The following is a 23,350-nucleotide window of genomic DNA, read 5'->3' as shown; positions in this document are numbered from 1 at the left end:
GGACGCTATTGAAATTTCTTTAAGTCACCCACACTTACTATTGGTAATCGAATTGAACTAGGTGAGTTTCTCGCACTCAAAAGGGTGTGAAATTTCATTTAGGTATAACAAGACTCAAGGACAGAGTAGCGCTGGTTGACTATATGATGGTCATCGCGGCATAGAGAAAGGGAACGGAGCTCCCCCAATCCATGTTGCTGGCTCGTCTGTACATTGAGTTGGCCTATCTACACAAAATAGACAGGCAATCACAGAGTCAAAACACAAAAGGAATTATTCATGTCTAATCCTCTTCTGACGTTTACGGACCTACCTCCGTTTTCTCAAATTAAACCAGAACACATCAAGCCTGCCGTTGAGCAAGCGATTGCTGACTGCCGAGCAAAAATCGATGAAGTTCTACAAGACAACGCTCACCCAACCTGGGACAGTGTGATTGCGCCAATTGAAGAAGCGGATGATCGCTTAAGCCGCATCTGGTCGCCAGTGGGTCACATGAACTCGGTAGTGAACAGCGAAGAGCTACGTGAAGCTTACGAAAGTTGCCTACCAATTTTGTCAGAGTACGGCACTTGGGTTGGTCAGCATAAAGGGTTGTACGAAGCGTACAAAACCATCAAAGCGAGCGAAGAATTTGCAACGTTAACTCGTGCACAGCAGAAAACCATCACTGATGCACTGCGTGATTTCGAGTTATCAGGCATTGGTTTGCCATCCGATGAGCAGCACCGTTACGGCGAGATCAGCAAACGTATGTCTGAGCTGAGCTCTAAATTCTCTAACAATGTGCTGGATGCCACCATGGGTTGGACCAAGCACATCACAGACGAGAAAGACCTAGCAGGTATGCCAGAATCGGCGCTGGCAGCAGCGAAAGCTGCCGCAGAAGCAAAAGAGTTAGATGGTTACCTCATTACGCTAGATATCCCATCTTACCTACCTGTCATGACGTACTGCGATAACCAAGAGTTGCGTAAAGAAGTGTACGAAGCGTACGTGACGCGCGCTTCTGATCGAGGTCCAAACGCAGGCAAATGGGATAACTCAGAAATCATTACTGAGCAGCTAAAACTGCGCCATGAAATTTCACGTATGCTAGGTTTCAATACTTACAGTGAAAAGTCGTTAGCAACAAAGATGGCTGAAACGCCAGATCAAGTGCTGGGCTTCCTGAATGACCTAGCGACACGAGCGAAACCGCAAGGTGAACGTGAAGTCGAAGAGTTACGTCAGTTTGCGAAAAGTGAGTTTGGTGTTGAAGAGCTGAACGTTTGGGATATCGCTTACTACAGCGAGAAACAAAAGCAGCACCTGTTCCAAATTTCGGATGAAGAACTGCGCCCATACTTCCCAGAGTCAAAAGTCGTGAGCGGTCTATTTGAAGTGCTAAACCGCGTGTTTGGCATGACCGTTACTGAGCGCGAAGGCGTAGACACTTGGCATGAGTCCGTGCGCTTTTTCGATATCTTTGATGCTGAAGGCACACTCCGTGGCAGTTTCTACCTAGATCTCTACGCTCGTGAACACAAACGTGGCGGCGCGTGGATGGATGATTGTCGTGGTCGTCGCGTTACGCTATCTGGCGAGCTGCAAACGCCGGTTGCGTATCTAACGTGTAACTTCAACCGTCCAGTGGGCGACAAACCAGCACTGTTCACGCACGATGAAGTCGTGACGCTATTCCATGAATTTGGTCATGGAATCCACCACATGTTGACGCAAGTTGATACAGGTGCTGTTTCAGGTATTAATGGCGTGCCTTGGGATGCGGTTGAGCTACCAAGTCAGTTCCTAGAAAACTGGTGTTGGGAAGAGGACGCTCTGGCGTTCATTTCTGGTCACTATGAGACAGGTGAGCCGCTACCGAAAGCGATGCTAGACAAAATGCTCGCAGCGAAAAACTTCCAATCTGCGATGGGTATTTTGCGTCAGCTAGAATTCGGCTTGTTCGATTTCACGCTTCACACTGAATATGACCCAGAAGTGGGTGCGCGTGTACTGGAAACTCTGGCGAAAGTGAAAGAGAAAGTCGCGGTAGTTCCTGCGGTTGAGTGGGCGCGTTTCTCACACAGCTTCGGCCATATTTTTGCTGGTGGCTACAGTGCGGGTTACTACAGCTACCTATGGGCTGAAGTGCTGTCGTCAGACGCGTATTCTCGCTTTGAAGAAGAAGGCATCTTCAACAAAGAGACGGGTCTAAGCTTCCTGAACAACATCCTAGAAATGGGGGGCAGTGAAGAGCCAATGGAGCTGTTTAAGCGCTTCCGTGGCCGCGAGCCACAAATCGATGCACTGTTGCGCCATTCGGGTATTGCGGCGTAAATTGAGCAAAAAACATCAAGGCCAACCGAACGGTTGGTCTTTTTTGTACATTTTTTATAAAAAATTTTACGGATTTACGTTGCGGTTTATCGGGTTCTGCAACGATATCAATGTCTCCGTGGACTGAACCTCATCAATGGCTTGCAGCTTGTCGATCAGTACAAATTGCAGCTCTTCAATCGATTTGCACATCAATTTGACGAATATGTTATACGCGCCCGTGGTGTAGTAAGCTTCAACGACTTCGTCGAGCGCGTTGAGTTTTTCTAACGCGGAGTGGTAATCACGAGCTGCATTGAGGTTAATACCAATAAAGCAGCACACATCGTAGCCAAGCTTTTTAGTATTGATGATCACCTCCGTTCCTTCGATGATGTCAGCCGACTTCATCTTCTCGATACGCACATGGATAGTGGCAGGGCTGACATCGAACTGCTTTGCCATTTCTGCGTAGGGCGTTCTGGCGTCAGCCATCAGTGTTTTTAATATTGCGCGGTCAAGGTCGTCGAGTTTCGGCAGGCTCGCATTCATACTATGATTTCCGTTAGGGATAGAGTTTTACCTCCCTTTTATACTCATAGCGGATAGGATTCACAAGGTTTGGCAGGAGTAACTGCGGGTTAACTCCGAGCTATGGAGATAATGTGCAGCGTTTTCTGGTTATTGCCGCGCTATGTTGGAGCGCGTTTGCTACGGCCTCAGATCCGAAGGTGTTGGTCGTGCACTCCTATCATCAGGGTTTTTTCTGGACGGACTCCATACAGCGAGGCATCGAGCAACAGCTGGGCGATCGAGCGCTGGACATGCGTGTGCTCTATCTAGACTCGAAACGTAACCAGAGTGAGCAGTTTTTTGCACAACTAAAATCCTTATATCTTACGAAATTACGCAAAGAGCGATTCGATGCCATTTTAGTGAGCGATAACAATGCGCTTGAACTCATGCAGCGTTTAGCCCCAATCATCAAAGACACCCCAGTTATATTTAACGGCATTAATAACTACCATCCTTCTTTACATCGTTCTCTGAATGCAACCGGAGTCATGGAAGATGTCGATTTGGAAGCGAATCTCGCTCTTATTGAGCGCTTACATCCGAACTACACACAAGTTCTCATCGTCAGTGACCACTCGGTGACCGGTGAGGTGTTGCGTTATCAAATCGACAATTTTGTCCTCAAGTTCCCGCAATATCGAGACAAAATCGTACAACTTGTCCCAGACAGCATCATCGATCTAAAACAACAAGTCGCAAAACTGAGTTCCGATAAAGTCGTCTTGTTCTGGACCTATTACCGAGATAAACAAGGTATGGTTGGCAGCGAGCGTGACTGGGTTGGTGTCAACAAAGTCTCAAACGCGCCGCTGTTTATGGTGCATGACATTGGTTTGGGTCATGGCGCAGTTGGAGGGGTTATTCAAAGTGGTTATCGGCATGGTATTGAGAGCGCAGAGATGCTTGAATTCGTTTTGGATAACCCTGATCAGCCTCTGCCTGCGGTGAAAAAAAGTGATTCTGAAATAAAGCTCGATTACCAAGCGGTAGCGCGTTGGGGATTGGGGGCTGAGCAAGAGGTTTCTGCGGTATTTTTTAATAAGCCAATGAAGCTTTCTGAACGTTTTGCCAAGGAAATTCGCCTGTTTGGTAGCCTGTTTGTGGTGATGTCGGTGGTCATTTTGCTGATGGGTTATTATTTACAGCGGATGCGTCGAAGTGAGAGCGCTGCGCGAGAAAGCCAGGCTATTCTAGAATCGATTTTCGATCAGAGCATGCAGTATATGGGTATTTTGGATGCCAACGGTGTGCTTAAATCGGGCAACGATCACCTTCAATCCTTACTTTATCACCAAGGACTGCGTTTAGACCGACCACTTTGGTTTCATCCCAACTGGAGTGAGAAAGCCCAAGCGCTGCTAGAGGAGTATTTCCATGCGCCTCACCATCAAGTGTCGACGTTTGAAGCTGAAATTTGGAGTAAAGAACACGGCGCCTTGGTATTAGAAGTTTCGCTCAAGCCTTTTTCTCAGCAAGTAGGGAATCATAAGCAATACTTGTTTGAAGCGCGCGATATTACCAGTCGTAAATTGATGGAGGACAAGCTCTACCAACGTGAGTCAACCCTACGCAACTATTATGAGCAGCAGCCCGTGATGATGGTGACGCTTGATAGTAATAACCGAATTCAAGAAGTGAATCGATTTGCTCAACTACTTCTTGGCTACAAACCGATGGACATGCTCGGACATCGCCTGAGGGAGTTCTATTTTGATGACAAAGTGCTGTTCCCTCGCCAAGTGTTATTGCAACCCAACCAGCAAGTGCATGGTGTTTGGCGACGTGAAGTCGAGTATCGTCATGCAAATGGTCATCGTGTTTGGGTGCGCGAGAATATTCGTCCGCTGAGTGAATCTGAGCAACTACTGATTGTGGGCGAAGATATTACCGAAACCAAACTGCTTTCCGAGAAATTGGAATACCAAGCTCGCTATGACTTACTGACGGGGACTTACAACAGAAACCATTTTGAACTAGAGCTTAAGACCGCACTGTGCGAAGTGGACAGCCATCGTCGAGTCCACGCCATGTTGTACCTCGACTTAGATCAACTAAAAGTCCTCAATGATACGGTTGGGCATGATGCAGGTGATGCGGCGATTCAATTCTGCGCCAGTATGCTGGAAGGCGTTCTGCCGTACAATTCCATCTTGGCTCGAATGGGAGGCGATGAGTTTGCGGTGTTACTCAAAGACTGTGACGAATATGGCGCCATCAATATTGCCAAACTGATCATCTCGACACTAAGCGAACATCTCTTTATTTGGGAAGACACACGCCTGTTCATCAGTTGCTCAATTGGTATCCGTATCATCGATCATACCGCTGATACGCCACAAATGGTGCACGCTCAAGCAGACTCTGCTTGTCACGCCGCTAAAGAGCAAGGCCGTAACCGCTATAATCTATTCAGCTTAGATAACGAAGAGTTGCAGCGTCGTCAGATGGAAATGCAGAGCGTCAATTTGGTGCATGAGGCATTGTCGAATCAACGTTTAGAACTGTTTGCTCAACCGATAAAAAGCTTACAAAAGCACGAGACTCAAATGTATTTTGAGATTTTGGTGCGTATTCGCAATGGGTACGGTGATTATGTTTCTCCTGCGCTGTTTATCCCTGCTTCCGAGCGTTACAACATTGCCCATTGGATTGATAAGCAGGTTATTACTCAAACACTAGAGTGGTTTGAACAGCGTCCTGAGGTGGTTGAACAGCTTGGTCGCTGTTCGATAAACCTTTCAGGTCAATCTATGGGGAATCAAGAGTTTATTGACTTCTTATTGGAGCGATTGGAAAGTTCGACTCTGCCGTGTGAAAAAATCTGCTTAGAAATCACCGAGACAGCGGCGATGAGCAATCTGGATCAAGCCATTGAGCTGTTTACCAAGCTAAAGGCTTTGGGTTGTATGATTGCATTGGATGATTTCGGATCTGGATTGTCTTCATTTGGCTACTTAAAGAAACTTCCTGTCGATATCGTGAAAATTGATGGTCTTTTCGTGCAAGATATCAACGTAAATGAAATGGACCGCGTGATGGTTCGTTCAATCAATGACTTGGCGAAGCAACTAGGTAAAGTGACGGTGGCGGAGTTTGTCGAAAATGACCAGGTTATGCAGCATTTGATAGACCTCGGTGTGGACTACGGTCAAGGCTACGGTATTGGTCATCCTAAGCCGCTTTCTGAGCTAGTGGAGCAACTGACGGTTGTATAACCTCTGCGTAGCAAGCTCAACCTAGCATTAATAGGTAACTTAGGTATACACTCAGCGCCAGTTACCTCGATTTTTATTGGAGCCTCCTTTTGCAACTGCAATTGATCTGTGAAAACCCGTCTCAACAATCTCATCTTGATGAACTCGCTGCGCGTTGGCAGCTTTCTCACACTGACGATAGCGATTTTGCTTTGGTGCTAACCACCGAGCGTTTGGAGCTACGTAAAGTGGATGAGCCAAAGCTGGGTGCAATCTTTGTGGATTTGATTGGTGGTGCGGTAGGTCATCGTCGCAAGTTCGGTGGTGGTAAAGGCCAAGCAATTGCGAAAGCTGCGGGGTTGAACAAAGGGGCAACGCCAACCGTGTTAGACGGCACGGCAGGTCTTGGTCGTGATGCGTTTGTGCTCGCCTCGCTAGGTTGTAAAGTGCAGATGGTCGAGCGTCATCCAGTCGTAGCGGCTTTGTTAGATGATGGCTTGGATCGAGCGAAACAAGACCCAGAAATCGGCACCTGGGTATCTGAGCGCATGTCGCTAATCCATGCTTCTAGCCATGATGCGCTGGAACAATTGGCGCAAGATAAAGACTTTGTCCAGCCTGATGTGGTGTATCTTGACCCGATGTATCCGCACCCAGAAAATAAAAAGAAGTCGGCGCTCGTAAAAAAAGAAATGCGCGTTTTCCAATCGTTGGTTGGCGCCGATTTGGACGCCGATGGCCTACTAGAACCAGCCATGGCGTTAGCCACAAAGCGTGTAGTAGTTAAACGCCCAGACTATGCTAACTGGCTGAACGAGAAAAAACCGACCATGGCGATTGAAACGAAAAAAAATCGCTTCGATGTCTACGTTAAAGCATCGATGGCATAACTTCCTGACGGCTCAACTTTTCTTGTCACAGTATGGTGTATCGTGCTGTGACTCAGCCTCTCTTTCCTCGTCTCTATTGATAGTTTTCTCTTGCTAATTCCCTTCCCTGACTGTATATCTAACTAAGAATTATTATTATTTCACTTGTTGTGATGCGGTCGATAACTGGGAAGCTGGAGTAGTAGAATGGCTAAACGTTTATGTAAAATGAGTCGCAAACAGATCGCGGCAGAACTTGGTGATATCCATCGTTTAGTTGTCGCACCAAAATTCGTTTGTCGTTCTTGCGCACGCTCTTCATCGGCCAAAGATACCCTTTGTAAGCCAGCCGCAATTCCTCCACAAAAATGCCAAGACAAGCCATTGAGTGAGCAACAAGCATGTGGCTTATTGGTTGAAGCTCTGCCATCACAAGCGATTCCAGTGACCACTAAACAAAGCAACGAAAAAGCCGCGATTGTGAAGCGTGTTGTTGAGCGTGTGAAAGAGAAAAAACAAGCCGAAAAATCTCCGGAGCCAGTAAGAGCCGACGCACCAGTATGGTTTGATTTAGCGGATAAAAAATCGCTCAAGAAAGCGAAAAAAGCACTGAAAAAGCACTATAAGCAGCAAAAGAAGTTGCTAAAAGTGGCGAAAAAACAACAAAAGTTACTTAAGCGTCAGCGCAAGCTTGAAGCGCGCAATGCGAAACTAGAAGTGCTGCTGCCAACGCCACCTAATGCTTTGATGAACGCAATCTCACAAGCCAAAGTGCATTAATCAAACAAAAAACGCTCTCCAGTCGGAGAGCGTTTTTTATTGTCGAAATGTTTATAGGATTAGCTGCGTTACTTATTGGCGTAACTCATCTCTACGCGCTTTTTCACCCAGGTTTCGTTAATCCATAGGGATAGCATGATGATCGCACCGCCAATGGCGAGTCGCATGACATCAACATCGCGGTTCCAAATCACAATGTTTACAATCAAGCCCGCCGGAACCAATGCATTGTTCATTACTGCCAGTGCCCCTGCGTTCACCATAGTCGCGCCTTTGTTCCAAGCAAAGTAACCAAAACCAGAAGCAATCAACCCAAGGTATGTCAGAATGCCCCATTGCGTTGTAGTGGTTGGTAGTTTGTCGAGGTTACCCATGAGCGCGAAAGCCACGGTTGCTACACAAAGTGCACCTAAGTAGAAGTAGCCAAACACGGTGTGTTGTGGCAAATCGACGGGCTCACTCTCCATGATATATTTGTAGCCCACCTGACCGATGGCAAAGCAGAGGTTTGCTCCTTGTACGACCAAAAAGCCCAGTAGGAAATCTTCATTAATGCCTGCAAATTTAATCCAGGCGGCACCAAATACGGCTATTGCAGCGGTAACTAAGTACCAAGGTGAAAAGCGACCTTTCAAGAAGTCATAGATTAGCGTGACGTAAATGGGTGTGAATACGGTGAACAGCAATACTTCTGGCACGGAAAGGAGCAAAAAAGATTGGTAGTAGAAGCAATACATCAAGCCGAGCTGGAAGCCACCGACGGTCATCAGTTTCGCGATCAGGGGTTTGCTAACGCCACGGAATTTCAAAAAGGGAATGAAAACCAGGCTCGCCAGTGCCACGCGCATGAACACCGAGAACCAAGAATCAACCTGACCGGCGAGGTAAACGCCGATCAGGCTAAATGAGAATGCCCAAAGTAGGGTAACTGCGGATAGATAAGCCATGGATGAGAATCTTTATCAACAACAAATGTGCCCGCAGTCTAACCAAGTTTTATCGCTGCGCCAATCAGTCTTTTAGCGGTACGACCAGCATATCGACTGGTGAGCAGTTAATCAGCTGTCGAGTCGAAGATAGAATCTTGCTCCAGAAATCTTGGTGATGACCACAAACCACCAAATCGATACTGTAGTCTTGAATAGTATCGCACAGCTCATTACTCAAATCGCCACTACCGACTAAAGTATGGGCAATTGGGTATTGCGCATATTCTGCGAAGTTTGCCAATTGTGTGCGCGATGCTTCCATTGCTTGATGTTGCGCTTCTGCCATATTGATATCGATAAGCCCGGTGTAGAGTTCTGCGTAGTTCACGTCGATGTGAATAAAAGAGACTTTCGCATCCAGAGGTTTAGCCAGTGATACGGCTTTCTTAATCAACACTTTACTGTCGTCTGAAAGGTCGACTGCCACAAGTATGTGTTTGTAACTCATATTGCTATCTCCTTGTAAGGTCATAGTTTTAGATTAGCACCAACCCCAAAAAAAATTTGCTGAAGTGATCTCATATCGGTGCCGTAGGTACAAAGTCTTGTCTCAGTAATCATGTTATAGTGGCGTTATACCCAAGTGACTTTGATATGCTGAAATAAGCGTAGTGTTACTGACTAGAGTTGAAGTGAAACTTCGCCGTGTCTGCCGGACCAAGCTATTCTCGCAGCGTCACTTATTTCGAGGTTACTTGGGTATATTGCATGCACAATAATAGGAGTTAACATGCTGTCTCAAACTATGGTCGAACAATTGAATGAGCAAATTAACCTAGAATTTTTCTCATCCAATCTATACTTACAAATGAGTGCTTGGTGTGAAGACAAAGGTTTTGAAGGTGCGGCTGAATTTTTACGCGCTCACGCCGTAGAAGAAATGGAGCACATGCAACGCCTATTCACTTACGTGAGTGAAACTGGCTCAATGCCAATCTTAGGCGCTATTGATGCGCCAAAGCATGACTTTGCGAGCCTAGGTGACGTTTTCCGCGAGACATTTGAACATGAGCAAATGATAACGGAAAAAATCAACAAACTGGCGCACGTTGCATTTACTAGCCAAGACTACTCAACGTTTAACTTCCTACAGTGGTACGTGTCAGAACAGCACGAAGAAGAGAAGTTGTTTAAAGGGATTTTAGATAAGATCGAACTGGTAGGTGAAGACGGTAAAGCGTTGTTCTTCATCGACAAAGATCTAGCACAAATGGCGAAAGAAGGTTCATCTTCAATCATGGATGCTCCAGCTGCGTAAACGCGTTTTGGGACGTTGTAAGTAGCGGGTAAAGACGAAGTGTTGGTCGTCTTTTTCTCTTGAGCATTGTTGAAGATGTAGGGAGGAAAAGATGATCAGTGGAGACACAATCTTATTTGCGCTAATGGTGGTAACTGGAGTTAATATGGTCCGGTATCTCACCGCTCTTCGTTCTCTAATTTATATCATGCGTGAAGCTCATCCGCTGTTATATCAGCAAGTTGATGGTAATGGTTTTTTTACCACTCATGGAAACGTCACCAAGCAGGTGAGGTTGTATCACTACATTAAAAGTAAAGAATATCATCATCACCACGATGAAATTTTTACTGGTAAGTGTGAAAGAGTGCGTGAACTGTTTGTTCTATCGACTGCGTTGCTCGGCGTGACGCTACTTGCGGCCTTCATTCTTTAAGAGTCAATAATCCAGAAGTTGTTCTGTCTGAGATTTTGCGGACATACAGAGCGCTTAGAGTTTAAGCGCTTTTCCCTTTCGGTATTTGTCGGTAGAATGTCGCGCCTAGAAAGCAAGGATGTGCAATGTGCACATCCTTTTTTATTTTGATTCGATACCAATCAGTCTAAGAGCTACCGATGAGTAAGAAATTTGATGTTGTTGTAATTGGCGCAGGCGCAGCAGGTTTAATGTGTGCTGCAGAAGCAGGCAAGCGAGGCCGCCGTGTTTTGGTGCTCGATCATGCTAAAAAGCCAGGACGTAAAATCCTTATCTCGGGCGGTGGTCGTTGTAACTTCACTAACTACGACGTTTCAGCTAATCACTATTTGTGTCAAAACCCGCACTTTGTTAAGTCGGCGCTCTCCCAATACACTAACTGGGATTTCATCTCGATGGTGTGTAAACATGGCATTGAGTTCGAAGAGCGTGATCACGGCCAGTTGTTTTGTGTCGATGCATTTACGGCCAAAGATATCGTGAAGATGTTGTTAGCTGAGTGTGACATGCCGAACATCGAGCAGCGTTACCAATGCGATGTTCATTCGATTGAAAAAATTGATGGAGGCTTTCGTTTGCATGCTGGTACTGAGATTGTCGAATGTGAGTCTTTAGTTATAGCAACAGGTGGCTTGTCGATGCCAAAACTGGGAGCGACACCATTTGGTTATAAAGTCGCGGAACAATTTGGTCTTCGAGTTATCCCAACCACGGCAGGTCTTGTACCATTTACTCTGCATAAAGAAGACAAAGAAGACTTTGCTGAGTTATCTGGTATCGCGGTACCTGCGGAAATTACGGCTGAAGATGGCACCATGTTCAAAGAAGCCCTGTTGTTCACACATCGTGGGTTATCTGGTCCAGCAGTGTTACAGATTTCTTCATTCTGGCGGGCCGGACAAAAGGTGTTGATCAATCTTGTGCCAAACGATGATGTTGCTGAGTTATTAGAACGCAGTCGTGAGAAGCATCCAAATCAGTCACTCAAGAATACGCTTGCCAAAGTGCTGCCTAAGCGTCTGGTTGAAGTCTTAATTGAACGTAAAGAGCTAGTCGATAAACCGCTAAAACAGTTCAATCAAAAGGAGCTTGCGGCGATTGTGGAGCGTCTAGAGCATTGGGATATCGCCCCGAATGGCACTGAAGGCTACCGAACCGCGGAAGTGACACTCGGCGGTGTCGATACTGATCACTTATCCTCGAAAACCATGGAATGCAAAGACATTAAAGGGCTTTATTTTATTGGTGAAGTGATGGATGTGACTGGTTGGCTAGGGGGCTACAATTTTCAGTGGTGCTGGTCGAGCGGCTTTGTTGCGGGGCAGTGGGTTTAATCAAACACCAAACGCAGCCTAACTGCATAAAAGATAAGATACAAAAAGAGCACTGAATAAAAGTCAGTGCTCTTTTTGTATTCCCATAGCGAGTTACTCGTCTTGATACTTTTCGAGTTTGTTATAGAGCGTTTTCACGCTAATGCCTAACTCCTGCGCTGATTCCGTTTTATTTCCTTGATTCTCTTCAAGGGTATTGAGAATGGCGGCTTTTTCTAGCTCTTCTAGCGAAACGCCCGCCGGAACAAGGTCTTCGATGCTGGTGCCTGTTTCCAATGGTGGTGTGTCGAAGATAAGGTGTTCATCTCGGATGGTGTCATCAGCCAAAATGAATGCACGCTCGATCGTGTGTTTGAGCTCACGGACATTACCTGGCCAGTCGTGTGCAGCGATTTTTTGGATCGCAGAGTCAAGAATCGTTTTGGTTTTTGCCTCATTGGCGTTGCGGTGCGCAATAAAGTGCTTGGCCAGACCTACGATATCACCGCCTCGTTCTCGCAGTGGCGGTATCGTTAATGGGAAATGCGATAAGCGGAAAAACAGATCTTCACGCAGGAACTGCTCCTCAATGGCGATTTTAGGATCACGGTTTGTAGCAGCAATGATGCGAGTATTAGCGATATGAACCGTATTACTGCCAACTGGGCGATACTCTCCGGTTTCTAGCACCCGCAATAGCTTCACTTGATGCTCGATAGGCATCTCGGTGATTTCATCTAAAAATAGGGTGCCGCCCTCTGCCTGCTTAAATACACCTTGGTGAGTTTTATTTGCTCCGGTAAAAGCGCCTTTCTCATGGCCAAACAGTTCACTATCAACCAATTCAGGGCTAATGGCACCACAGTTAATCGCTATAAAGGGCTGTTGTTTACGCTCACTCGCTAAGTGGATGGTCTGCGCCACCAGTTCTTTGCCTGATCCACTTTCACCGACAATAAGGACGTTGGCTTCTGTTTTAGCAACGCGCCTGATCATACGATAGAGCTGATGCATCGGAGAGGAAGAGCCGACCAAAAGACCAAATTGGTCAAGATCGCTGGTGGACACTTTACGCCCTTGATCTTGTTTGTGTTGATAGTACTGGCTGACTTCGCTCAGGGTGTCCGTCAGAATGGCAATATCAACGGGCTTTCTGTAGTGAAAAATAGCACCCAAGTTCATCAGCTTATCCAAGTTCTCGTTTGGAGCGCCTGAGCTAATGATGATCAAGTCCATATCGTAGATGTCTTCGATATTAGAAAGACGTTGATAATCTGCACTAGTAAAGTGGGCGACTTCAACAATCGCAACTTCCGGTTTGAGTTGTAGGAAATCTTCAATCCATTGGTCTGCGGCATCGATGTCATGCAGACGAAATTTGTTCAGTTCCTGGCAAGAAGCGATGGCATTTTTAAGTGATGGATCTTGTATTCTTAGAAACAGGCTTGGCATCGACATAGAAATGTCCTCTTTACTATGACAGAAACAATGTACGTGGATTATTCTCACTTCACAAGACAAAATATTGTCAGCATAGATTTAAGGATTTGTTCGGTATTTTTATGTTGTTAGCCCCTTTTTGATATATATCGGTGAGAGCCATCAGTAGATATTTCCTTTTGTTCAGATTTTTATTTTTAAAATAATAATTTTGCTATTAATTGATTCTGGAGAAATAGCCTTTCTGTTTTATCAGGTTATTTCTGCACAAGTGGCGGAGGCTTTATCACCGATTAAAAATTACATTTTTTACGTGTAAATAATTCATGCTTATACTTTATTGCTCATCTCATTTTTACCTCTTTCCTTTATTAGTCACTTAAAAACAATGAGTTATAAAGTTGGCACATGGTTTGCTCCTAGGGAAGTGCAACGTCAATAAAGGAGAATTACCATGAATAACATCGCAGCTAAAATTGTACTTACGTCAGTTCTTGCTACTTCATCTACAGCAGTCTTAGCGAGTGATAAATGGGAAAAAGAATCCATGGACGCTTGGCTAGATGGTAAAGCTGAAACCACACTACTGCTAAACAGCAATCTCAACTCTTTTGATATCAATACCGATGTAGAGAATCAGGTCGTTACCCTTTCTGGTTCGGTAAACAATGATCTTGAAAAATCACTTGCCGAAGAGCTTGTTACTGGTCTTGATGGTGTGAAAAAAGTAAACAACGAATTGTCAGTAGTGAATGAAGGCAAGAAAGAAACTGATTCAGAAGCTTTAGCTACACTGACCGATTCTAAAATCACGACTATAGTTAAAACGCGCCTACTAATGGATACCAATGTGAGTGGTACGGATATTGATGTAACGACAGAACGCAAAACGGTAACGTTGGCAGGTAAAGTTAATTCAGATGCGGAGCATGATCTTGCAATTTCAATTGCAAATAACACCAATGACGTAAATAAGGTGATTGATAAGCTAGAAGTGGTTCAATAATAGCGAGCCGAGTGATTTAACCCACTTTTATTAGGAGGTAACACTATGGTTCGTTGGATGTTTATTTTTCTGGCACTGGCACTAATTTCTGCACTATTAGGCTTTACCGGTATTGCAGGAGCTGCTGCCTCTATCGCGCAAGTGATATTTTACCTATTCCTACTGTCATTAATTGTATCAATAGTGATTGTTCTACTGGGAAGAAAAAACGTAAATAGATAGGAGATTCCATGCGACTTACGTCATTTATTTACCGTATCGCCGCAGTATTCGGTTTGGTGTTTGCGTTGGCAGCTTGTAGTGAAGAAGGGCCAATGGAACAGGCCGGCAAAAAGATAGATGAAGCCGCCGAAGAAACCCAAAATGCGATTGAAGATGAATGTGAAAACATTAAAGAAAACCTAAACGCTGAAGACCAAGACTGTTAGCCGAATTAGGTTAGGTTTTTTACGCATAGCTATGTAAGAGAGGGGCGGTCAATCACCGCCCTTCCTTTTGTCCCAATTGTTTACAATCAGATAAGGAGTCAAAGATGAAAAACATATTTGATGTACTGAAAGAGAGTCATGAAAAGCAACGCCTTTTACTCGATGCTCTGATGGAAACGTCTGGAGATTCCCCCGCTCGTGAAGAGTTTTATCACAACCTTAAAGAGGAACTCGAACAGCACGCAGCGGCAGAAGAGCGGTTTTTCTACGCGCCTTTAATAGATAGTGATAAGACCATTGATCTCACTCGCCATGGCATCGCAGAGCATCATGAAATTGATAAAGTGATTGCACAGCTTGATGCAACCGATATGAGCTCGCCAGCGTGGCTCAACCTAATGAAAACCTTGCGTCACAAAGTGTTGCACCATCTTGAGGAAGAAGAGCAGCGTTTCTTCCAGTTAGCCGGTAAGGTAATGACCGATAAGCAGAAAATGAAACTAGCGGATGGTTATGTTGAAGAGATGGTAAGCTAGGTAGAGTGTTGGACCTTTTCGTGCCATTTCGGCACGGGAAGGCACTCAATCAAGGCGTTTACTAAAGTTCATGTATCCAAGCTCAATCCCCCGCGTATTCTAACTTCCACTAAAAAGTGTACTCGCTGAAGGCAAGGAGAGCGAATGTTTATCATCAAATATTATATTCTTGGCGCTCTGATCAGTTTATTGGCCGCTATCTATACGCCTCAAATTATCGTTAGTTTGCTGTTCTTATGGATATCGCTTTCTTTAGCGTTGGTCAGCGTAGCCTACGTATTCGACATTCCCTCTATTTTTAGAAAAAACCAAGATGGCAAGATTGTCAGGTGGATTCGCTGGGCATTCATCCCATTTCTATTGGGGGCTAGAGCGTATAACGCCTGGGAAAGACGGCGTGATACAGTGCCTCCAATCCAAAAAGTCAGCGACAATTTATACCTATCTCGCCGTTTGTTTCAGAGTGACTTAGATTTTCTCGAATCCAATGAAATCTCTTGTATTGTCGATGTCACCGCAGAATTTGCAGGCCTTGAAAGTGCGATGACCGACAAGCAGTTTCATTACCTTTCGATTCCGGTACTCGACCACAAAGCCCCAACGCTAGAGCGCCTTCGCCATGCGATTAACTGGATTGATACTCAAATCTCGTGCTCGCGGGCAGTGGTTGTGCATTGTGCGTTAGGGCGTGGTCGTTCAGTGTTTGTTGTGGCGGCGTATTTACTGAGCAAAGACCCGTCACTGACGGTTGAATCCGTGATGAAAAAAATCAATGACGTACGCAGTACCGCGAGATTGAATAAATTACAGATTAGAACGTTACGAGCGATCAGTGAAAAAGGCGTACTAGGGCTGGATCAATCCACTTGGATGGTGGTTAACCCTGTTGCAGGTGGCGGAAAATGGGAGGAAAACGAACAGCACCTGATTCGTGAACTAACCAAAAAATATCGCTTGAGTATTCATCAAACCACCACAAACCTCAGCGCCGAGCAGCTAACACAACAGGCAAAAGAAAGTGGAGCTAAGCAAATCATCGTAGCTGGTGGCGATGGCACAGTAACAGAGGTGGCGAGCCAATTGGTGGATACCGACCTAAAACTCGGTATTGTTCCGCTCGGAACTGCCAATGCGTTATGTCATGTGCTCTATGGCGTTGGCGCAAAATTCTCACCGGTCGAAAAAGCGTGTGAAGCGTTGCTTGGCGGACACTGCCAACGTATTGATACTGCGGAATGTAATCAGCGGCTTATTTTATTGGTCTTAGGCATTGGGCTAGAACAGAAAATGATCGAGCACGCTCAGCGAGAAGAGAAAAATGTTTTTGGACAACTCGCTTACCTCACCGGCTTTTTTAATGCTGTAGTGGCGGAAGAAACGCAAGCTTTAACCGTATCGTTAGACGCTCCAACTGAAGATGGAAACCACGACAAGAATACACAAACGCTTGACGTCCATAGTTTTGTCGTTGCGAATATCGCTCCATTTAGTACGTTGCTTGCCCAAGGTGGTGATGCGCCGCAGCCTGATGATGGCAAGCTGCATATCACATATTTAGATAACACCGAGTCTTTAGGCGGACGTCTTATCGCCTTGTCGGATCTGACATTAACGAGCGTAGGCGCACAGGAAGAATCGACACATTTTCAATACGCGACGGCTCAGAGCGTCACTATTTCTGCGAATAAACCGATTGAATATGTGATTGATGGTGAACTGTATTCTGATGAGCAACTGGCAATCAAGCTGCGTCCAAAGTCATTGAACGTATTTGTTCCAAGCCAGAGACGTAAATCAGCTTCGCTTTAACACAGATAATCCGCGGATAACGCGCCATTTGCTTCGTATTCTACATGGCGCTTTTTCTGTGCTGTTTGATGATTTGGTGTGCGTCGTAAAAAGGCTATCAAGGTCGCTGCGTAGATGCAGCGGCTTTTGTCTATCTGCACCTTTTTATTAGGTTGATTGGGGATGAGGGTTAAACAAAGTGAAGAAAGAAGGGCGAGTATAATTACTCACCCTGAGGTAAGTGCTTTTCAATTTCATCGTTTTCAACTTGTAAAGCAGCTAACCAATAAGAAACAAGTGCGGTTAAGTTGGTGTCGTCAATGGCTCTAAGCAGGGCTTTTAAATCATCTAACAGTAATTTATTCATAAAATGCATTTCTTTGTAATTACCTAGCTCGGCAACGCCGTATTCGGTGGCATTTTCTGCAATGAATTGTTCACCATCTTGGTCGAAAAACAGCTTCGCCATCTTTTTGATCATCACTTTTTCTATTTTCACGAATCGATATGCCGCTCTTGCGAGTGTCATATGTGATTGCGGGTTAACGAGAGGCAAACACGTTTGGCGATGGTGTGTCATTTTTACGAGTAGCTCCCTTACTCGATTGTTATCCAATGTCATAGTGACCTCTTTATTTGTGATTATTGTCGTGGGACATTTCTCGTGACGGTTATGTTAATGCGCCTGTGGGCTTGTCAGAAATGGCCAAAGCAAGTTGGCCATTTCTTTGCTCAATACCGAGCTTTATTGCAAGGGCGACCACCAGGTTTTAGCTAATAAGGCTGATGCTGCTGAGTTTTTCTTTGCAACTTTTTATATCGCTACGAACTTTCAGCAGAACCGAGTTATCCGCCTGCTCTGGGTGGGAAGTAATCAAATTCTCAATCTCTTTGAGTACCTTGCTTTCGACACCTTCAAGCTGTTCTAAATACATTGACTCTTTGTCAGAGGACACTTCCTTCATCACGTCGCTGTAGACCTCACGCGCCTTGATGGTGTAGGAAACCGGAGTGTCGTCGGCAGATTCTTCATTGTTACTTCCTAGAGAGTAGGGAGTGAGCTCAATGACTGCATGCTCACGTACTCTGAGCAGTTCTACCAACACATTATTCAAAGAAGTGTTGTCAATGTTCTCGATGGCCTTGTTGTAAATTTCATTTCCGCTTTCGATAAGCTCAATGATTGAGGCGATGTTTTCATTTTTCATATGCCACTCCTTATTTACTGGTGATAGGGGTGTTTGAGCGTTTGGAATACAAACACGATGTTTCGTCTTCAGTTGCAGGTTGTATGCCAATGAATTTTAAGTCTTATTAATCAGTGACTTAATATCTTGTTTTGCAATAACTTGCTAACAGTCGGTAAGGCGCTAAGAAAAAATTACAAGAATGGCGTGGAAAGCCTGGAAAGAATTACACGTACAGATACGGCTTTTTATCGAAATAAAAATAAAATCAATAAAAAACAATAACTTAAAATTCTGGCATGGATATGGCTTTGTAGGGAGTAAGTGAGGTCAAACATTGTTTCACTTGATTCACTACTCAACTCATTAATGGAGGCTAGTTATGGCTACTACAAAAGAAAGCACAGTAAAACCTCAAGAGCAGTTAGAAGAAGCATATCACTTAGCGGAGCAAGCCACGACGGAAGCTGTTGGCGCGATGAAAGACCAAGCCAAAGAGAAGCTGGATGTAGGTGCGCAGCAAGTTCAGCAGGCGACTAAGTCGGCAGAAAATGTAATCAAGGAGCGCCCATTGCTGAGCATAGGTTGTGCCTTCCTTGCTGGTTGGGCGGTTTCGAAGCTGATCAAATAATAGTGGTCACCAAGGATTAAGGCACACAACAGAAAGGCGAGGCTTCACATGAATAACTCAGGGCAAGTTACCAATCAGCAATCAGGCTCGGCGGCTTCAGACAGCGGCCGAGCCCCTGATGGGGCAGAAGAACAGGATATCCAACAAACCATTAATGGTTTGAGCAGCATTCTTGCGCAATTGGACCAACTGACGAAATCGCTAAAAGTATGGTCAGGTTCAACGTTGGATTTGTTCCTCTTGGAGATGAAAGTTAACGTGTCCGCAGTGCGTCAGATTTTGCTGTGTACCGTTGTTTTTACTCTATTGTCGGTATTGTTCGTATTCAGTTTGTGCCTTGCCTCTGGGGTGGTGGCTTATCAGTTAACTGCCAACGTGTATGTTGCCGTGGGTGTATTTATCACATCATTAGGCTTGGCATTATTTGCTTTAGCCTGGTGGCAGAAGCGTTTAGTTGGATTTCTTGGATTCAAAAATACGACAGAACAATTACAGGAGGGGTGGGATGCGCTCGCTACAAAAGCTCAATCGAGCCATGCGGATCAAGCGGATGGAAGGTAAAGCGTCTCTAGAGCAATGCTGTTTGTCGATGGAAATGTTCACGTTTACCACCAAGAAGTTTGTGAGAGAAAACCCTTGGACGACATTAGGCATTAGTGCTGTCGTTGCCGTTACCGCTGCAAAAGCAGGTCGATTGTCTCGACTGACTTCTTCTATTTCGTCAATGGGGCTATTGGTTAGCAGCGTGTCTGATATTACCGATTCGCTCACAAAGCCGGTCGCGGCAGCTTCTCTGGATGAGTCAGATGCGGAGCAAAATGGAAATGCAGCAACACAAGTAAGCAACGCTGCGACGACAGAGGGCGAACCACTCTAATAGCGGATTTCACCGCAAAATTTTCTTACCGATTCTGAGCTTATTATGACAGCGAAATTGAACATTCCTGCCAACACTGCGATTGGTACAACGCTTCTCGTCCTGTTACTCGTCCCAGGGCTGTATTTTGCCAAGCCAATATTGTTACCTATTGTGCTTAGCACCTTTATTTCTCTGCTGTGCAGTCCTTTCATTAATTATCTTGAAGACAAAGGCTTACCACGTGCTATTACCGTCGTGTTGACGCTGTCATTCCTCGTTGGCGCCTCAATTATTGGTCTTGCCGCCATGTCGGAGCCCGCCAAGCAATGGTGGTCTGAGCTGCCCAGTATCGTGAAAAATGTGTCGCAAGAAGTAAGCGAAGTTACTAAAGCTTCGGCTGATCACCTTAATACTCCATTGAATATCGCCAACGATATGAGTATGGATGAGGTCGGGAACAACACCGTATTTTCTTTGGTAAAAACGCTCGCGACCACTACGCCGACGATTTTGACACAAGCGATGATCGTGCTGTTTATGGTTTACTTTATGCTCAATCATGGACGAAGCTTATTTCGAAAGTCAGTGTCTTACTTACATGGGTTCGCCAAACAGCGCCAAGCGATTGAGTTGGTCAAAGCGCTACAGAAAGACCTATCTCGATACATTGGCACCATCACTTTAGTGAATGCTGGGCTGGGGTTGAGTGTCGGGGCCGTGTTTTTTGTTCTAGGCCTTGAAGATCCATTTCTATGGGGCGCATTTGCAGGCGTGATGAATTTTGCGCCGTACCTCGGCCCTGTCATATCCATGATGAGCTTTGGCTTTGTTGCTTATCTTCAGTTGGAGTCGGTCAGTTTTATGCTGACGGTGGTGTCTATCTATTTACTGCTCAATTTGATTGAAAGTCAGTTTGTTACACCAACACTATTGGGGAAAAGGTTTAACTTAAACCCGTTAGTGATTTTTGTTTGGCTTGTTTTTTGGGGCTGGCTTTGGGGCGGAATGGGACTATTGATCGGTGTGCCGTTGCTGGTTTGTATCAATATTTTGGTTGATCGTCTAGAGCTATGCCAATCAACCCAAAATCAAGCAAAACAAATCACCTCCGCGGACGTGGCACCGCGAGAGTGACTTGAGGATCAAGCTGGTTCAACGAAACAGTTTTTCAGCGCTCACTGGCTGACTAAACAAATATCCCTGACCATAAATACAGCCTTTTTCGAATAAATAATCGGCTTGTTCCCGAGTTTCTATCCCTTCCGCGACGACTTTCAACGACAGCGTTTTTCCCATGGCAATAATGGCATTCACAATCGCGTTGCTGTCGCTATTACTTGGGACATCACTGACAAATGAGCGGTCAATTTTCAGTTTGTTGATTGGCAAACCTTTCAAGTAAGACAAAGACGAATAGCCAGTTCCAAAGTCATCCAGAGAAATCTCAATACCCAGTTCTCGTAATTGATTTAACGATGAAATGGCTTGTTGAGGGTCGATCAGTAAAAAGCTCTCTGTGATCTCTAAATCTAACCGTTGGGCAGGGTATCCGGTGTTATCGAGGATAGTACTTAATCGCTGAATGAAATTTGACTGCTGAAGCTGCAACGCAGAAACATTGACGGCGATTTTGCCAAACTCGATGCCTTGGTCCAGCCAAGCATTACCTTGCAAACAAGCTTGTTGTAACACCCACTCACCAATGCTTTGAATCAGCCCTGTTTTTTCTGCAATTGGAATAAAGTCTGCTGGTGGTACAAGGCCAAACTCTGGATGCTGCCAGCGTAATAAAGCTTCCACGCCGACAATCGTATTTTGTTCCAAATTGTATTGCGGTTGGAATTCTAACCGGAGTTGTTGTTTTTCTATTGCTTGATGCAAAGCGGATTGAATGCGTACATGGGATACGGATTTATCGGTCAAATTCGGTGAGTAAAACGCGTAGCCGTTGCGTCCATTTTTCTTCGCTAAGTACATCGCGGTGTCTGCGTTTTTCAGTAAGGTTTCACTGTCTTGACCATCTCTTGGGTACAAGGCAATACCAATACTGGTTGAGACACGAAGTGAGTCGTGGTTTGCCAAGTCGAATGGTTGCTGGAATACGCTTAGAATATCGCCGACGGTTTCCAGTAAGGCAACATCACTATGGATGTCTGGCAAAATAATCACAAATTCATCGCCGCCAATACGAGCCACATGCGCATTGAGGTGAAGCACATCTTGCAGACGAATCGCTAACTTAGACAGCAATTGGTCACCACAGAAGTGGCCCATGCTATCGTTGATGTGTTTGAAATGGTCGATATCTAAGAATAGGGTGGCAAACGTCTGCTGGTTTTTGTGTCCGGTTTCGATGTGTTGTTCGAGTAAGCTGAGTAAATGGGTGCGATTAGGTAGATTGGTTAATGGATCGTAAAAAGCCATGCGCTGCAGCTTTTCTTCGTGTGCCTTACGCACAGAGATATCTTCAAACACACAAATGTAGTTAATAAGGTGGTTTTTATCGTCCATTACGGCGCTAATGGTCGCTAATTGCGGATAAATGCTGCCATCTTTCTTTCTGTTGATGAATTCGCCTTTCCATTGGCCTTTGTTTTCGAGTTGATGCCACAACTGTTGATAGAAACCTTGATCATGATGGCCTGAGCGCAGAATTCGTGGGTTTTTTCCTATCACCTCTTCAGAGCGGTAGCCTGTAATTTGGGTAAAAGCCGTGTTTACATCAATGATGTTGGCATTGCGGTCTGTAATGACCATGCCTTCTTGCGAATTGTTGAAAATTTGGGACGCTAAGGAGAGCTGCGTTTCTACCATTTTTCGGCGGGTGATGTTACGTGTCATCCCCAGAATGCCGATTAAGTTTCCCGCATGATCACGGACAGGAGACTTAATGGTTTCTAGCCAAGTGGGGTTATTGTTTTCATCAATTTGACGGCATTCTTCAACAATATTTTGCGTGCCCGTGGCTACCACCAATTTATCGGCATCAATGAATTTTTCCGCACGTTCATGGCTAAACAGAGCAAAATCGTCTTTTCCAATGATTTCACTGTTGGTTTTTTGCCACGCATTTTCTACGCTTCGGTTGGTCATCGAATAAAGACCATCCATGCCTTTTATCCATACGTGGTCTTCAAGGCAGTCGATAAACTCTTGTAGTGTTGGTGTTGGCTTTATTTCCGCGCTTTGATGTCGCGTTTGTTCTTGCTGCCAGTGCAAGTTGATATCAAAGCTGATCCGCCCCGCCATTGCGCTTAGCCATGCCGAAACAACCGTTGATTGATCATTAGGGTGAGTCAGTGTCAGTACGGCAAGCAATTCGCCATTAGGTAGCCAAATCGGTCCAATGCTCAAGGTTTGCTCTTCAAAGGGGGTATGGCTAACTGTAAAATCTGTCGGCGTAAAGTGATCGACAACTTGCGTTATCACATCGACGATAGCACGATGATTTTGGGTTGAGGTGGACACCTCAGTCGATAGCCACTGCTGAGTATCGCTCAGAGTATAAAGCTGTCCCTGAGCTTGAGTTACATTACAGCATTGTCGCAGAACGTGTTGCCAGTCTGCCATCAAAGGCGAAGGAATAGCGAAGCGAAACATAATTAATAACGAGTCCTAAATCGCCCAAAGGTAATTATATTAGAATCTAGCGTAAGCTATTGGGCTTTGTGAGTATCGTATCCAACGCGTAGCTAAATCCTAGCAGCGTAAAGTGCTTTCTATCATTAAAATGTTATCTAT

Annotated in this window: 23 protein-coding genes; 16 read left to right on the top strand and 7 right to left on the bottom strand. The window is 45.2% G+C overall.

Translation table 11 applies throughout. The features are described from left to right. Window positions 1-279: 279 nt before the first annotated feature. The gene (gene prlC / locus R7Z41_RS05085; protein WP_017635033.1) at window positions 280-2,322 is read left to right on the top strand and encodes an oligopeptidase A; all 2,043 of its coding nucleotides are present in this window, start codon (window positions 280-282) and stop codon (window positions 2,320-2,322) included. 66 nt (window positions 2,323-2,388) lie between these two features. Here the strand turns inward: prlC and asnC are convergent, their stop codons facing one another. After that, on the bottom strand, window positions 2,389-2,853 hold the full coding sequence (gene asnC, locus R7Z41_RS05080) for a transcriptional regulator AsnC (RefSeq protein ID WP_005389595.1): 465 nt from the start codon (window positions 2,851-2,853) through the stop codon (window positions 2,389-2,391). Between the two features lie 113 nt (window positions 2,854-2,966). Between asnC and R7Z41_RS05075 the strand changes: the two genes are divergently transcribed. The 3 genes from R7Z41_RS05075 (at window position 2,967) to R7Z41_RS05065 (ending at window position 7,720) form a co-directional block, all read left to right on the top strand. Beyond that, a complete protein-coding gene (locus R7Z41_RS05075; protein ID WP_005379161.1) occupies window positions 2,967-6,092 on the top strand; it encodes an EAL domain-containing protein in 3,126 nt (1,041 codons plus the stop codon). Window positions 6,093-6,181: 89 nt separating this feature from the next. Then, the gene (locus R7Z41_RS05070) at window positions 6,182-6,961 is read left to right on the top strand and encodes a class I SAM-dependent methyltransferase (RefSeq protein WP_005379162.1); all 780 of its coding nucleotides are present in this window, start codon (window positions 6,182-6,184) and stop codon (window positions 6,959-6,961) included. Window positions 6,962-7,147: 186 nt separating this feature from the next. Then, entirely contained in the window at window positions 7,148-7,720 is a 573-nt protein-coding gene (locus tag R7Z41_RS05065; protein ID WP_053349764.1) for a hypothetical protein, read from the top strand. 68 nt (window positions 7,721-7,788) lie between these two features. Here the strand turns inward: R7Z41_RS05065 and R7Z41_RS05060 are convergent, their stop codons facing one another. Then, complete coding sequence (locus tag R7Z41_RS05060) at window positions 7,789-8,667, bottom strand: carboxylate/amino acid/amine transporter (RefSeq protein ID WP_065274996.1); 879 nt, start codon at window positions 8,665-8,667, stop codon at window positions 7,789-7,791. Window positions 8,668-8,731: 64 nt separating this feature from the next. Further along, window positions 8,732-9,157, bottom strand: a complete 426-nt coding sequence (uspA, locus tag R7Z41_RS05055; RefSeq protein WP_005379165.1) for a universal stress protein UspA — start codon at window positions 9,155-9,157, stop codon at window positions 8,732-8,734. A 282-nt stretch (window positions 9,158-9,439) separates the two neighbouring features. Here uspA and ftnA point away from each other — a divergent pair, with 282 nt between their 5' ends. The 3 genes from ftnA (at window position 9,440) to R7Z41_RS05040 (ending at window position 11,755) form a co-directional block, all read left to right on the top strand. After that, complete coding sequence (ftnA, locus tag R7Z41_RS05050; RefSeq protein WP_005379167.1) at window positions 9,440-9,967, top strand: non-heme ferritin; 528 nt, start codon at window positions 9,440-9,442, stop codon at window positions 9,965-9,967. Window positions 9,968-10,058: 91 nt separating this feature from the next. Beyond that, window positions 10,059-10,382: a universal stress protein UspB gene (uspB, locus tag R7Z41_RS05045; protein WP_005379169.1), complete on the top strand. Its 324-nt coding sequence runs from the start codon at window positions 10,059-10,061 to the stop codon at window positions 10,380-10,382. Between the two features lie 179 nt (window positions 10,383-10,561). Next, complete coding sequence (locus tag R7Z41_RS05040) at window positions 10,562-11,755, top strand: NAD(P)/FAD-dependent oxidoreductase (RefSeq protein WP_065274997.1); 1,194 nt, start codon at window positions 10,562-10,564, stop codon at window positions 11,753-11,755. 93 nt (window positions 11,756-11,848) lie between these two features. On the opposite strand, the gene R7Z41_RS05035 is transcribed toward R7Z41_RS05040, so the two are convergent. After that, entirely contained in the window at window positions 11,849-13,192 is a 1,344-nt protein-coding gene (locus R7Z41_RS05035; protein WP_005382945.1) for a sigma-54 interaction domain-containing protein, read from the bottom strand. A gap of 436 nt (window positions 13,193-13,628) precedes the next feature. On the opposite strand from R7Z41_RS05035, the gene R7Z41_RS05030 reads away from it, so the two are divergent. The 5 genes from R7Z41_RS05030 to R7Z41_RS05010 all read left to right on the top strand — a co-directional run bounded on the left by R7Z41_RS05030 (window position 13,629) and on the right by R7Z41_RS05010 (window position 16,953). Beyond that, on the top strand, window positions 13,629-14,180 hold the full coding sequence (locus R7Z41_RS05030) for a BON domain-containing protein (protein WP_005379174.1): 552 nt from the start codon (window positions 13,629-13,631) through the stop codon (window positions 14,178-14,180). 45 nt (window positions 14,181-14,225) lie between these two features. Next, window positions 14,226-14,402 carry a DUF1328 family protein gene (locus R7Z41_RS05025; protein ID WP_005379177.1) on the top strand — a complete coding sequence of 59 codons (177 nt, stop codon included), beginning with the start codon at window positions 14,226-14,228 and terminating at the stop codon, window positions 14,400-14,402. An 8-nt stretch (window positions 14,403-14,410) separates the two neighbouring features. Next, window positions 14,411-14,608, top strand: coding sequence for a hypothetical protein (locus tag R7Z41_RS05020; protein ID WP_005379178.1), 198 nt, complete (start codon window positions 14,411-14,413; stop codon window positions 14,606-14,608). 104 nt (window positions 14,609-14,712) lie between these two features. Next, on the top strand, window positions 14,713-15,144 hold the full coding sequence (locus R7Z41_RS05015) for a hemerythrin domain-containing protein (protein WP_017821107.1): 432 nt from the start codon (window positions 14,713-14,715) through the stop codon (window positions 15,142-15,144). Window positions 15,145-15,288: 144 nt separating this feature from the next. Continuing rightward, window positions 15,289-16,953 (top strand): diacylglycerol kinase family protein, encoded by a 1,665-nt coding sequence (locus tag R7Z41_RS05010; protein ID WP_053307270.1) that lies wholly within the window; start codon window positions 15,289-15,291, stop codon window positions 16,951-16,953. A 202-nt stretch (window positions 16,954-17,155) separates the two neighbouring features. On the opposite strand, the gene R7Z41_RS05005 is transcribed toward R7Z41_RS05010, so the two are convergent. After that, complete coding sequence (locus R7Z41_RS05005; RefSeq protein ID WP_005379193.1) at window positions 17,156-17,554, bottom strand: hypothetical protein; 399 nt, start codon at window positions 17,552-17,554, stop codon at window positions 17,156-17,158. A gap of 148 nt (window positions 17,555-17,702) precedes the next feature. Next, the gene (locus R7Z41_RS05000; RefSeq protein WP_065274999.1) at window positions 17,703-18,140 is read right to left on the bottom strand and encodes a DUF2383 domain-containing protein; all 438 of its coding nucleotides are present in this window, start codon (window positions 18,138-18,140) and stop codon (window positions 17,703-17,705) included. A 361-nt stretch (window positions 18,141-18,501) separates the two neighbouring features. Here R7Z41_RS05000 and R7Z41_RS04995 point away from each other — a divergent pair, with 361 nt between their 5' ends. The 4 genes from R7Z41_RS04995 to R7Z41_RS04980 are packed head-to-tail and all read left to right on the top strand — an operon-like array spanning window position 18,502 to window position 20,743. Then, window positions 18,502-18,750 (top strand): hypothetical protein, encoded by a 249-nt coding sequence (locus R7Z41_RS04995; RefSeq protein WP_005379196.1) that lies wholly within the window; start codon window positions 18,502-18,504, stop codon window positions 18,748-18,750. Window positions 18,751-18,798: 48 nt separating this feature from the next. Further along, entirely contained in the window at window positions 18,799-19,311 is a 513-nt protein-coding gene (locus R7Z41_RS04990) for a hypothetical protein (RefSeq protein ID WP_033905884.1), read from the top strand. Continuing rightward, window positions 19,301-19,627 (top strand): hypothetical protein, encoded by a 327-nt coding sequence (locus tag R7Z41_RS04985; RefSeq protein WP_005379200.1) that lies wholly within the window; start codon window positions 19,301-19,303, stop codon window positions 19,625-19,627. The genes R7Z41_RS04990 and R7Z41_RS04985 overlap by 11 nt, the downstream gene beginning before the upstream one ends. Before the next feature lie 45 nt (window positions 19,628-19,672). After that, window positions 19,673-20,743 (top strand): AI-2E family transporter, encoded by a 1,071-nt coding sequence (locus R7Z41_RS04980; protein ID WP_065275000.1) that lies wholly within the window; start codon window positions 19,673-19,675, stop codon window positions 20,741-20,743. An 18-nt stretch (window positions 20,744-20,761) separates the two neighbouring features. Here R7Z41_RS04980 and R7Z41_RS04975 read toward each other — a convergent pair whose 3' ends face one another. Then, window positions 20,762-23,209, bottom strand: a complete 2,448-nt coding sequence (locus tag R7Z41_RS04975; protein ID WP_225477621.1) for an EAL domain-containing protein — start codon at window positions 23,207-23,209, stop codon at window positions 20,762-20,764. Between the last annotated feature and the right edge of the window lie 141 nt (window positions 23,210-23,350).

It is taken from the genome of Vibrio sp. 1457, from assembly GCF_033340195.1.
GTDB classification, from domain to species: Bacteria; Pseudomonadota; Gammaproteobacteria; order Enterobacterales; family Vibrionaceae; genus Vibrio; species Vibrio alginolyticus.
The sequence above is the reverse complement of the archived record's forward strand: the minus strand, read 5'-3'. Positions and strand labels throughout refer to the sequence as shown.